Raw genomic sequence first — 12,016 nt, forward strand, 5'->3', positions numbered from 1 at the left:
TTCCCCCTGAGGTGGTAAGGCGGACGAGAGCGAATATATGTCACTGTTCTGACGGGCGTCAAAGATTTGCCCAACGTTAGGGGTCTGCCTACGCTCGTGCTGTGACGCGTACGCAGGCGAACAACACCGGGAACGGCACGGCGAACGACACCGTGAACGACACGGCGAGCACCACGGCCAACGACAGCCGGCAGGCGGCCTCGGCCGCGCGGCCGCAGTCCCTGCTGCTCAGCTTCCTGGGGATCTACGTCCTGGGCCGTGGCACGGCCGTGTACTCCGGGAGCTTCATCGAGGTGTTCGCCCGCCTCGGCGTCTCCGAGGAGGCCGTCAGGTCCACGCTCGCCCGGATGGCCAAGCGCAACCTGCTGGAGCGCCACCGGCGCGGGCGCAAGACGTACTTCGGGCTGACGGAACGCGCGGAGCAGGTGCTGGAGGACGGCCGCCGCCGCGTCTGGGAGACCGGCGCGGTCAACCGCGAGTGGGACGGCACCTGGACGCTCGTCGGCTTCTCCCTGCCCGACAGCCTCCGCCCCACCCGCCACGACCTGCGCTCCCAGCTCATCTGGGCCGGCTTCGGGCTGCTGCAGAGCGGCCTGTGGGCCGCACCCGGCACCAAGGACGTCGGCGGCATCCTCACATCGCTCGAAGCCTCCCTCGCGGGGAGCGGCCTGCGGGTGACCGACCACGTCACCGTGCTGCAGGCCAGGGCGCTCGGGCCCACCGAGTCGGCCGACATCGTCCGCAAGGCGTTCGGCATCGAGGAGATCGCCGCCCGCTACCGCGCCTTCCTGGAGCGCTGGGACACCGAGCGGCCCTTGCCGGAGGCCGCCGACGACCTCGCCCGCCAGCTCCTGCTGCACACCGACTGGCTGCAGCTCATCCGGCAGGACCCGCACCTGCCCGCCGAGCACCTGCCGCCCGACTGGCCGGCGATCCGCGCCGAGCAGGTCTTCCACCGCCTCGCCCGCCTCTACGAGCCGCCGGCGGCGAAGCTGGCGTCGGAGATCGTCGAGACGGCCGAGGTCCGTGACGAGCCCGCCCGCGGCAGCACCACGGTCTCCAGCCACTGAGCGACGCGATCGGCCACGTCGCCGCCGAACGTGCGGGTGTCGACGTTGTCGGCGTGCACCTCGAGCACCGGGAACCCGGCCGACTCCAGCGCCCTCGCCGTGAAGTAGCTGCCGCGCGGGTCGTCGGAGACCAGGTGCACCACGCCGTCGATGCCGTGCAGGCGGGCCTCCTTGACGTACCACTCGCTCGACCACGGCGGCGTGTAGAGCTGGTCGCCGAAGGCGGCGAAGCGCGCCGCCAGCGCCCGCATCGGGTCGTCGCCGTAGCGGATGTAGCCGTCGGCGGCGATCGCGAGGTACATCGACCAGACGAAGACCGCGCCGTACTCCTCCTGGAAGCGCTGGTAGAAGCCCATGTCGTACCAGAGTCCCCGGCCGATCCACATCAGCCGGGCCCGCTCCTCGCGGCAGACGCCCACGCCGGCCTCCACCCGCTCGCGCACCTCCTCGTAGAAGCTCCGCGCGAGGTCGCGGGCCCACGTGGTGCCGCGATGCCACTGCGGCAGCATGACGCTGGGGATGCTGTCCACCACGCTCAACGGCGCGGGACGGGCGCGGGCGATGAGGTCGCGGGCCTTCCTGTTCCACTCCTCCTGCTCGTTGACCAGGGCCATCACCTCGCGGAAGCGGGACTCCTCGAACCGCCTGCCGGTGGTGGTCTCCAGGAACCTGACGAGGTTCTCCAGCTCGGCGGTGAGCAGGTCGAGCCGGGCCGTGCCGACCGCCTCCTCCCATCGGTGCGGCATCAGCTCCCACCAGTTGACCGGGACCTCGTTCTCCGCCGCGCTCTCCAAGGGGAAGAACGTCACCCCGGGCTCGTGCCCCCAGATGTCGAAGATCTTGCGGGTGACGTCGCCGGTGGCCTCGCCGACGATGATGTCCGGCTTCGGCAGGCCCCCCCACGGGCCCTCATCCGGCTCGGGGTCGAACGCGGAGCCGAGCGTGACCGCGTTGTACTGCTCGGAGTAGTCGGGGTAGCCGCGCCGCCGCACCAGGTCGAGGTAGTGCCCTGAGCGCTGCTTGGCGGTCACCAGGGACGCCCACCACTGGCCCACCACGTACGGGATGTCCATCGTGCGGAAGATCTCGTGCGGGACGTCCGCGTTGAGCAGGGCGAACGGCTCGCCCGCCGCGACCCTGCGGCGCAGCTCGGCGAACCATTCGCGCTGGTGCCTGCCCGCCTCCGCCGCCGTGGCGAGCGACTTCACGCTGCGCGAGCTCACTGGGGGCATGGATGCTCCTTCCGCAGGGCGGTCAGGTCGGCGCGCCCGTACTCCTGGCGTTCGAGCAGCACGGCGGGGATGCTCATGGCGGCGCGCTGGGCGGGGAAGTCCCAGGCGGGGGCCTCGTCCGACTCGCGGCAGTAGGCGACGAACAGCTCGGCACGGCAGCGGCGCACGGCCACCGCCGCGTACGCGGCCCGCGCCCCAGGCGTGGCCCGGTGCGCGGTCAGGCCATGGCGGTGATAGTGCTCGGCCAGCGCGTCGAGGCTCGCCGTGCCGACGGGACCGGTCACGGCGAGGTCGCCGAACGAGTGGTCCTCGCCCACGATGACGTCGCCCTCGGCCTCGATGGCCTCGTACACGTGCGGGGTGTCGTGGTCGCTGCCGCTGAGGAAGACCCGCCGCCCGCGATGCTCGCCGAGCCGGTCGGCCTCGTCCAGCAGCCGGCGCAGCAGCGCGACGTGCTCGTGCACCGGCAGGGCCGCGTTCGCCGCCGCGAGGAACTGCCGCCCGGTGAGCCGGGCCGGCACGGCCCTGCGCAGCTCGGCGACGGTGGCCAGCAGCCGGCGCCGCTCGTCGTGCGCCGCCACCGCTGCCGCGAGATCGAGCGGCCGGCCGCTCCACGCCTCGAGCCGGGCGGCGAACTCGCCGATCCTGCGCCGGTTGTAGCGGGCGGTCGTGCGGTGCGGCAGGTGGAGCAGGTCCACCAGGTACGCCTCGGGCAGCCCCCGTTCCGGCTCGACGCGGCGAAGCTCGCGCAGCGCGTAGAACAGCCGCAGCGACGCCTCGCAGTCGTGCGAGACCACCACCTTGTCCAGGTCGCCGAACGCCCCTTCGAGCAGCCGGGTGAGTACCGAGCGGGCCGCCGGGTCCACCCCGCGTCCCAGGTAGCGGTCGCCGAGCGCGGAGCCGGACTCCGGGTCGCCCGTCAGGCGCACCGCGCGCATCCCGGCGGCGGTCAGCAGCTCGACCGGCACGTCCGCGCCGACGTATCCGACCACCGGGCCGTCCTGTACGACCGAGTCGTTCTGCGCGGCCAAGTCGTTGTCCGCGGCCGAGTCGTTCTGCGCGGCCGCGCCGTTCTGTGCGATCGAGCCGTTCTGTGCGGGCGGGCCGTCTCTTCCGGGCGGCGGGGCGCCGCGCCGCGCGTAGGCCTCCTCCAAGGCGGCCAGTGCGGTGACCACGTCAGATCACCCCTTCCTCGGCCAGCGCCTTCAGCTCCTCGGGGGAATAGCCGAGCAGCCCGCCGTAGATCTCGTCGTTGTGCTCGCCGAGCGCCGGCGCCGGCCGGTCGAGCGCCGCCTCCGCGCCGGAGAAGCGGATCGGCACGCCGGTGCCGTACAGGTCGCCCGGGTCGCCGTGGCGCGGGTGCGCGAGCGGCACGACCTCCTCGCGCTCCAGCACGAGCGGGTCGCGTACGGCGTCGCCGGGCTCGCGCACCTCGGCGGCGGGCACGCCGTGCCGCGCCAGCAGGTCCAGCACCTCGGCGAGCGGGCGCTGCGCCGCCCACGCGCCCACCAGCTCGTGCAGCTCGCCGGCGTGGGCCACGCGCGCGTCACGAGAGGCGAAGCGCGGGTCGGCGGCCAGGTCGTCGCGGCCCATCGCGGTGAACAGGCCGCGCGCGAACGCGTCGGTGGGTCCGCACAGTGCGAACCAGCCGTCCGCGGCCGGGAACGTTCCGAACGGGGCCAGCCTGGGCACGGTCGCCCCCGTGCGCATGGGCAGGCCCAGCTTCTCGTAGGCGTCGAACGGCTCGCACGCCACCAGCGAGGTGAGCGCGCCCAGCATGGACACGTCCACGTGCTGGCCCCTGCCGGTCGCGTCGGCCTGCAGCACCGCAGCGAGGGTGCCGATCACCGCGTACAGCGGGGCGACCAGGTCGCCCACCGGCAGCCCGAAGCGGACCGGCGGCTCGCCCGGCGCGCCCGCGGTCATCATCACGCCGCTCAGCGCCTGGATGATGGTGTCCATCGCCTTGCCGGAGCCGGGACCGCCCTGGCCGCCGAAGCCGCTGATCGACGTGCACACGATGCGCGGGTTGATCGCGCTCGCCCAGTCGTGGCCGATGCCGAGCCGCGCCGTCACGCCCGCACTGTAGTTGTCGATCATGATGTCGGCGACCCTGACCAGGCCGGCCAGCACGTCGCGGGCCTTGGGGTGCTTGAGGTTGAGCGTGACGCTCTGCTTGTTGCGGCCGCGCAGCAGCATCGACACCGACATGTCGTCCTCGCCGCGGCGGGCCAGCGACAGGCCGTCCGCGCCGAGGTAGGGGGCGTTGTTGCGGGAGCTGTCGCCGCCGGTCAGCGGGTTCTCCACCTTGATCACGCGGGCGCCGAGCCCGGCGAGCAGCAGGGTCGCGTACGGTCCCGACAGCGCGGTGGTCAGGTCGATCACCGTACGGCCGGCCAGCGGGCGCTCAGCCACGCAGCACCACCTCATCACCCTCCCAGCGGAACTCCGTCTCCAGGCCCGCCTGCCGCGTGATGCGCTCGATGTAGGCCGCCACCTCGCGGCCCTGCTCGCCGTCGCCGAGCGGCACCGGGCGTCCCGCGCCGTCGATCCAGCAGGGCAGCAGACCCGCCGAGACGAGGCCGTTCCGGTCGAAACGGCACAGCGCGATCGCGGTGTTGCGGCTCTCCGGATGGAACGGGTAGTACGGCATGTCCGGGTCGGGGGCGAAGCCGTACAGCTCGACCCTGCGGCGCGCCCACGCGGCCCGCTCGCCCTCGTCGCCCGGCGCGGGCGTCAGCGCCCGGGTGACCGTGACGAAGTTGCCCAGCCCGTGATAGATCGGCCGGTCGCGGTAGATCTCCACGCCGCGCATGATGTGGGCGTGATGGGCGAACACCGCGTGCGCGCCGGCGTCGATCGCGGCGTGCGCGACGGGCCGCTCGTACATCGCCAGCACGGCCGGCGTGTGCCCGACGCCCTTGTGCAGCGACACCAGCACCACGTCCGCCTCGGCGGCCAGCGCCTTGACATCGGCCGCCATCTGCTCCAGGGACTCGGGGGCGGCGAAGGTGTAGACGGTCGGCGGGCCGCCGGGGCTCGCGTGGTCGAGCTCGTAGTGGGTGAGCACCTTGACGTACGCGCAGCCCGGCTTGCGGCTGGTCGCCCACGACTCGCGGGGACCGACGCAGTTGTAGCTCAGCACGCCGACGCGCAGCCCGTCGCGGGTCACCACGGCGGGGCGGCGGGCCTCGGCGAGCGTCATGCCGGCTCCTGTCGTGACCATCCCGGCCTCGGCCGCGTACGCGATGGTGTCGGCCACGCCCTGGTCGCCGGCGTCGTAGACGTGGTTGCCGGCGAGCGTCACCACGTGGAAGCCGGCCTCGGCGACGGCGCGCAGCGCGGCGGGGTCGGCGGGCGGTGCGGGCACGTCGGTGCTGACCTGGGCGGTGGAGGTGCTGTGCGGCACCTCGACGTGGCCGATCACCACGTCGCCATGGCCCAGCGTCTCGCGGGCGGGGTCGAAGAAGGACGCGGGATCGGGCTCGTCGACGACCAGGTCGCCGACGGCCATCACCGTGAGGCTCACGAAGTGCTCTCCTCCTCAAGCACGTGGTCCGAAGGGGCCTCCTCCGCGCGCCCGGTGAAGCGCGACAGGAAGGCCCGCAGGCGGGGCGAGGCGGGGGAGTCGAAGATCTCCTCGGGCGTGCCGGTCGCGGCCACGCGGCCCTGCTCCATGAAGACGCAGCGGTCGGCCACCTCGCGGGCGAAGCTCATCTCGTGCGTGACGATGATCATGGTCATGCCGCCGCGCGCCAGGTCGCGCACCACGCTCAGCACCTCGTCGACCAGCTCGGGGTCCAGGGCGCTGGTGGGCTCGTCGAACAGCATGATCCGCGGGTCGGTGGCCAGGGCCCTGGCGATGGCGACCCGCTGCTGCTGGCCGCCGGAGAGCATCCGGGGATGGGCGTCCGCCTTGTCCGCCAGGCCCACCCGGTCGAGCAGCCGCAGCGCCTCGGCGCGCGCCCGCTCCGGATCGCGGCCGTGCACCGCCACCTGCGCCTCGACGACGTTGCGCAGCACGCTCCAGTGCGGGAACAGATTGAACTGCTGGAAGACCATGCCCATGCGGCTGCGCTGGGCGGCCACCCGGCGGTCCGGCAGCGGGCGCAGGTGGCCCCGGTGCATCTCGTAGCCGAGCAGCTCACCGTCGAGGTACATCGCGCCGCCGTCGATGCTCTCCAGCTGGTGGACGCAGCGCACCAGCGTGGACTTGCCCGACCCGGACGGGCCGATGACGGTGACGACCTCGCCCTCGTGCACGTCGAGGCTCACCCCGTCGAGCGCCGCGTGGCCGCCGAACCGCTTGCGCACGTCGCAGACGCGCAGCACCGGCGTCTCCCTCACCGCTGCCCCTTCCCGAAGTGCCGCTCCAGGCGGCGCTGGCCGAGCGAGAGCACGGTGACCACCGCCAGATACCAGGCGCAGGCGACGATCAGCAGCGGGACGATCTCGTACGTCCTGTTGTAGATCACCTGCACCGAGTACAGCAGGTCGGCCATCGCGATCACGCTGACCAGCGAGGTGCCCTTGAGCAGGCTGATGAACTGGCTGCCCGTCGGCGGCACGATCACCCGCATCGCCTGCGGGAGCACCACCTTGACGAAGCCCTGCGCGGCGGTGAAGCCCATCGCGCGGGCCGCGTCGCGCTGCCCTGAGTCCACCGCCAGGATCCCCGCCCTGACGATCTCGGCCATGTACGCCGCCTCGTGCAGGGTGAGCCCGATGATGGCGGCGGTCAGCGAGCTGATCACCGAGTTGGTCGGCCACGAGACGAAGGTCGGGCCGAACGGCACGCCCAGCGAGATGCGCGGCAGCAGGTAGCCGAGGTTGAACCAGAAGATCAGCTGCACCAGCGGCGGGATGCCGCGGAAGACCGCCACGTAGATCGCGCACGCCCACGACACCGGCTTGAAGCCGCTCAGCCTGCCGGCCGCGAGCAGCACGCCGAGCAGGCTGCCCAGCACCATGCCGATGACGGTGAGCAGCAGCGACATGCCGAGGCCGCGCAGGATGTTCGGGTCGAACAGGTAGCGGGCGGCCACCGGCCACTCGAAGCGCGGGTTGGTGACGAGGAACCAGGCGAACTGCGCGGCCAGGACGAGCAGCACGGCCCCGGCCACCCAGCGCAGGGGACGGATGCGCGGCCGGGCCGTGGCGACGTCCACGGGCCGGGCGGCGGCCTGCGGGGCGACGCTCATCGCCCGGCCGCCGTGTTCATCGCGGGCTCCTCGACCGCGACGTTCTGGAGCCCGTACTTGTCCATGATCCGCTTGTACTCGCCGTTCTTGAAGATCTCCTTGAACGCGTCGAGCATGACCGGCCCGAGACCGCTGGACTTGGGCACGAGCATCGCGAGCTGATCGACGCCGGCGCCCTGCTCGTCGGTCTGGGTGACGTAGGTGAAGGCGTCCTTCTCCTTGTTCAGCACGTCGAGCGCGGCGCTCTCGGTCATGCCCGCCGCGTCGGCGCGGCCGGACTTGGCGGCGAGGATGGTGCCGTTGGTGTCGGCGAAGCCGATGAAGTCGATCTTCGGCTTGCCCTGCTTGGCGCACCAGTCGGTCAGGCGCTTGACCTGGTCCTCCACGATGCTGCCCGCCGTGCCCGCGACGCGCTTGCCGCACAGGTCACCCGAGCTCTTGATGGCCGCGGAGCCGGACTTGGGGATCAGGTAGGAGGTCCTGGTGACCATCCAGACGATCGCGTCGAACTGCTTCTCGCGCTCGGCGGTGTCCTTGACCGGGCCGTTGAAGGCGTCGTACCGGGAGGCGAGCATGCCGGACAGCGCCGCGGGCAGGCCGCTCACGATCGAGATCTCGGTGCGCACGCCCAGCGCCTTGCCGAGGGCGTCCTGCAGCTCCTTGTCGATGCCGGTGACGGTCTTGCCGTCGTCGGCGACGATCCGGTACGGCGGATGCGAATCACCGGCAAATCGGATGACGCCCGCTTCCTTGATGGCATCGGGTAGAGCGTCGTACAGAGCCGTCGCGCCGGCCGGCCGCTGCGCCTCACCGTCGCCTCCGCCGCACGCCGCGACGGAGGCGAGAGCCACCGCCGCCGCTCCCGCGAGCATGGTCCTGGACAGTCTCATGGGGGGTCCTTCCGCGACCAGCTAATGATGCACTTGGATGTGCGGTCGTTGGGGCAAGTGTCACACGTTGAGGTGCACAGCTGTCAAGGGCCCGTTGTGCGGCGGAGAGCGGGGAAGCGCGATCAGGAGGGGCGATCAGGTGGGGGTGAGGATGGAGCCCGTCCGGTGGTGGGAGACCAGCTCGGCCAGCGCGGGGTCGAACCCGGCGACGATCTGCCGGACGCGGAACTCGGCGAGCGGCCCGAGGGTGTCGTATATTTCCACGAACAGGTCGCGGGCGGCGGCGCGCGGCCAGTCGGCGGGCAGCAGTTCGGCGGGCAGGTCGGGGTCGTGGCTGGGAAAGGTCCGCCAGGTGTCCATGAGCCCCGTGCGCGCGACCAGCGCCTCCGACGCGCCGACCGTGCCCCGGCGCACGCGGTCGAGCAGCGGCTCGTACCGGGCGATGAAGTCGTCGTACGCGCGCCGCAGCGCGTCGAAGTCCCACGCCTGCTGCGGGGCGCGCATGCCGGGCAGGCCGAGCGCCTCGGCGCGGAACACCGTCGCCATGGGGATCTCCAGCTCGGCCAGCACCGCCGCCGCGCCGTCGGCGTCCGCCCTGGGCGAGACCCACAGCCCGTCATAGAGCGGGGCGAAGCCGAGCCAGCGCAGCCGCGCGCGCAGCGTGTGCCGCAGGTCGCGCTGCTCCTCGGAGATGGAGAACGCGGCCATCACCCACCGGCCGTCCCAAGGGCCCTGCTCAAGGCCGAAGGACATGATCCGCCGGCGGCCCTCCTGCAGCACCGCGGCGGCCTGGTCGGTCAGCCGGTAATAGGTGCGCCGCCCCGACTTGGACGACACCAGCAGATCGCGCTTGGTCAGGCGGCTCAGCGCGGCCCTGGCGGCCACGGCGGACACGCCGAACTCCTCGGTCAGCCGCACCAGGGCCGCCGACGGCAGCTGCTCCGGCCGGCTGATCCAATAGTCCCCGAGCAGCGTCGTGATCAGGTGCTGCGGGGGCGTGCCCACCTGGAAGCGCGGAAAGTCGATGTCTCTTGCCTCAGACAGCTTCCGATCATTCACATCCCGAGTATATTGACAACGTTTGCAAGTGCGGTCGTTATCGAGATGTCATGCTTTCTGGCGGGACCGGCCGTTCTCGTCGAGCAGGTCCAGGCGGGCCCGGTCGGTGTCCTCGTCGAAGCTCGTACGGCGGCGGATCACCGGCGACTCCAGCGTGGCCGCCTGCGCGAAGGTGTGATGCGCCGCCAGCCCGGCCAGCTCGGGGTCGAACCCGGCGAGGATCTCGCGGAAGCGCTCCTCGGCCGGCTTGCCGAGCGAGTCGTAGATCTCCACGCAGAGCCGCCTGGCCTCAGCACGCGGCCATCCGTCCGGCAGCAGCTCGGCCGGCAGGTCGGGGTCGAGCGCGGGGAACGTCCGCCAGTCCGTCATGATCGCGGTACGCAGCCGCAGCGCCTCCGCGGGCGGCGGGCTGGAGGCCGCGATCCGCTCGGCGATCGGCCGGTGGGTCTCGATGAAGCGGGCGTAGCGCTCGCGCAGCGCGTTCACGTCGAACGCCCGCTCCAGCACCGGCTCCAGGTCGCCGCCGGCGATCTCGCGGGCGCGGAACACCGCGGCGCCGCGCACGCCCAGCCTGCTCAGCAGCGCGAGAGCGTCGTCCGCCCGGTCGTGCGGCGACACCCAGACCGCGTCGAAGATCATGCCGAAGTGCAGCAGGCGCAGCCCGTCGCGCAGCGCGCGGCGCACGTCGCGCTGCTCCTCGGGCACCGAGAACGCGACCACCGTCCACTGCCCGTCCCAGCGCGGCGTGACCGCGCCGAACGTCAGCAGCCTGCGCATGTGCGCCACGATCACGTCATGGGCCCTCGGCGGCAGCCCGTACGCGGTCGTGCGGCCGTTGCGCGAGCTGGTCAGCAGCCCGCGCGAGGTGACCCGGCGCAGCGCGGCGCGGGCCCCGGCCGGTGTGATGCCGAACTCCTCCAGCAGGCGGACCAGCGCCGCCGACGGGATGTGCTCCTGCCGCCAGAACCAGTAGTCGCCCAGCAGCGTGGTCAGCAGGCGCTGAGGTTCGGCCCCCTGCCGCGCTCTGGGCAGGGCGCCGGGCTCCGGCGACGCGGTCACCTGGCGCCCCCCATCATCTGAAGTCCTGTCGGCTGCGGCCGGCTGAATCCTACGTCCTCACCGATCTCGATCTCCTCTCATCGCGGCACGTGCGGGCGCAGGAACCGGCCGGGACGGTGATCGGTGAACTGCGCGCTTCCCAGGCCGGGGTCGGCGTCGGCCAGGCGCGCGGCCAGCCGGCCGAGCCCGTGAGCATGGGTGTCCTTCCAGTGGCCGGTGGCGACCCGGTCGCGCAACGTCTCGACCGCGGCGGCGAACTCCGCACCGGTGTAGCGGCAGTGACCGGGCCTGTCCACGTACGCCTGCCGCAGCAGCGGGCCCTTCCCGGCTCGCTTGACCGCGTCGGCGTACGCGCGGGCCTGGGTGACGGTGGGGTAGTTGTCGCCGCGCTCGTGCAGCGTCAGCACCGGCACGCCCAGCCGGCCGCGCGGGGTGAAGTAGTCCTCCATGTACGCCACCGCCTCCGGGTCGGCGGCCACCCTGGGCGCCTTGGCCAGGGCCGCGAGGTCGGCGTCGAGGTCCAGCCCCGCCCGCTCGTAGAGCGCGCGCACCTGCCGCTCGCGCCCCGACTCGCGCAGCTGCTTGCGGTAGTCCACCCCGGTGTTCCAGGAGAAGTTCCCGCCCGCCCGCTGCTCCAGCGGATGGCGCGGGGAGAAGACGGTCGCCATGAACGCGGCGTACTCCTGGGCCTGCTGCCCCTCCCAGTCGTGCGGCGCGGGCTCCGGCGTATCCGGCACCGACCAGGTCGAGACCTGTGCGAAGGCGGCCGCAAGCGCGATGCGCGCCCGGCCCTGCGCCGTCTGCTGCGCGGCCTCCAGCACCTCGCGGGCGGCCGCCGTGCTGCGGGCCTCCTCTTCCGCCGAGGCCAGGCGGACCAGCTTGATCGCGTCCTCGCCGGGTGCGAGCAGGGTCTTGAACGCGAACGCCGCGTCCAGCGACTGGTTGAGCATCGCCACCGGCCCGGCGACCGAGGCGCAGTACGGCAGCGCGCCGTCGATCAGATCAGGCCGCAGCTCCGCCAGGCCCGCCGCGATGGCGCCGCCCATCGACGCGCCCCACGCCAGCGTCATCTCCGGCTCGCCGGCGGCCTTCGCGAACGTCGCCAGCGTCTCGGCCGAGGCGCGCAGGCTCTCCTCGACCGCCCAGCCGTCGCCGTACGGGCGGGTCCCGGCCAGCGCGTAGCCGTGGGCCAGCAACCAGGCGCGCGAGGCCGCGTCGCCGCCGAGCTCGGCCGGCCGGTGCTCGGGACCGGCGCCCTGGCCGTAGCCGGGGGTGAAGGAGAGCACGGTGCCGTTCCAGTCGCGCGGGACCTCGATCGCGTACGTGGCGCCGCTCGGGTGCACGCCCGCGAGACTGAGCGGGCCGTTCCCTGCGGCCTGGGCGGTTGCCGGTGGTGCGAGGGCGAGCGCCGCGAGCACCGTCGCGGCGCAGGATGCCCGTTTGATCACGATAAGGGGATTGATGTCCGCCTCCAGGGGTGGGAAGCTGCAACGCAAAGAAAGGCA

General features: G+C 72.7%; 11 protein-coding genes. 1 reads left to right on the forward strand and 10 read right to left on the reverse strand.

Translation table 11 applies throughout. The annotated features are described in order from the left end of the window. The first annotated feature begins 101 nt into the window (after positions 1–101). Complete coding sequence (locus ACFMQL_RS32980) at positions 102–1,070, forward strand: PaaX family transcriptional regulator C-terminal domain-containing protein (protein WP_364051992.1); 969 nt, start codon at positions 102–104, stop codon at positions 1,068–1,070. On the opposite strand, the gene ACFMQL_RS32985 is transcribed toward ACFMQL_RS32980, so the two are convergent. From ACFMQL_RS32985 to ACFMQL_RS33030, 10 genes are all read right to left on the reverse strand, one after another. After that, on the reverse strand, positions 971–2,302 hold the full coding sequence (locus ACFMQL_RS32985) for a 2-hydroxyacyl-CoA dehydratase family protein (RefSeq protein WP_364051989.1): 1,332 nt from the start codon (positions 2,300–2,302) through the stop codon (positions 971–973). The genes ACFMQL_RS32980 and ACFMQL_RS32985 overlap by 100 nt on opposite strands. Beyond that, positions 2,290–3,477: a 2-hydroxyacyl-CoA dehydratase family protein gene (locus ACFMQL_RS32990; protein ID WP_364051987.1), complete on the reverse strand. Its 1,188-nt coding sequence runs from the start codon at positions 3,475–3,477 to the stop codon at positions 2,290–2,292. Before ACFMQL_RS32990 ends, ACFMQL_RS32985 begins: the two co-directional genes overlap by 13 nt. A 1-nt stretch (position 3,478) precedes the next feature. Beyond that, the gene (locus ACFMQL_RS32995; RefSeq protein ID WP_364051984.1) at positions 3,479–4,717 is read right to left on the reverse strand and encodes a CoA transferase; all 1,239 of its coding nucleotides are present in this window, start codon (positions 4,715–4,717) and stop codon (positions 3,479–3,481) included. Beyond that, positions 4,710–5,831, reverse strand: a complete 1,122-nt coding sequence (locus tag ACFMQL_RS33000) for a CapA family protein (protein WP_378788672.1) — start codon at positions 5,829–5,831, stop codon at positions 4,710–4,712. The genes ACFMQL_RS32995 and ACFMQL_RS33000 overlap by 8 nt, the downstream gene beginning before the upstream one ends. Beyond that, positions 5,828–6,649 (reverse strand): amino acid ABC transporter ATP-binding protein, encoded by an 822-nt coding sequence (locus ACFMQL_RS33005; protein ID WP_378788674.1) that lies wholly within the window; start codon positions 6,647–6,649, stop codon positions 5,828–5,830. Before ACFMQL_RS33005 ends, ACFMQL_RS33000 begins: the two co-directional genes overlap by 4 nt. Then, entirely contained in the window at positions 6,646–7,503 is an 858-nt protein-coding gene (locus tag ACFMQL_RS33010; RefSeq protein WP_364051975.1) for an amino acid ABC transporter permease, read from the reverse strand. The genes ACFMQL_RS33005 and ACFMQL_RS33010 overlap by 4 nt, the downstream gene beginning before the upstream one ends. Further along, on the reverse strand, positions 7,500–8,393 hold the full coding sequence (locus ACFMQL_RS33015; protein WP_364051972.1) for a transporter substrate-binding domain-containing protein: 894 nt from the start codon (positions 8,391–8,393) through the stop codon (positions 7,500–7,502). Before ACFMQL_RS33015 ends, ACFMQL_RS33010 begins: the two co-directional genes overlap by 4 nt. Before the next feature lie 135 nt (positions 8,394–8,528). Next, on the reverse strand, positions 8,529–9,452 hold the full coding sequence (locus tag ACFMQL_RS33020; protein WP_378788677.1) for a PaaX family transcriptional regulator C-terminal domain-containing protein: 924 nt from the start codon (positions 9,450–9,452) through the stop codon (positions 8,529–8,531). Between the two features lie 48 nt (positions 9,453–9,500). Continuing rightward, on the reverse strand, positions 9,501–10,511 hold the full coding sequence (locus ACFMQL_RS33025; RefSeq protein WP_378788679.1) for a PaaX family transcriptional regulator C-terminal domain-containing protein: 1,011 nt from the start codon (positions 10,509–10,511) through the stop codon (positions 9,501–9,503). A gap of 77 nt (positions 10,512–10,588) precedes the next feature. Next, positions 10,589–11,959, reverse strand: coding sequence for a hypothetical protein (locus tag ACFMQL_RS33030; protein WP_378788680.1), 1,371 nt, complete (start codon positions 11,957–11,959; stop codon positions 10,589–10,591). Between the last annotated feature and the right edge of the window lie 57 nt (positions 11,960–12,016).

It is taken from the genome of Nonomuraea fastidiosa (assembly GCF_042751225.1).
In the GTDB taxonomy this organism is placed as follows: domain Bacteria; phylum Actinomycetota; class Actinomycetes; order Streptosporangiales; family Streptosporangiaceae; genus Nonomuraea; species Nonomuraea fastidiosa.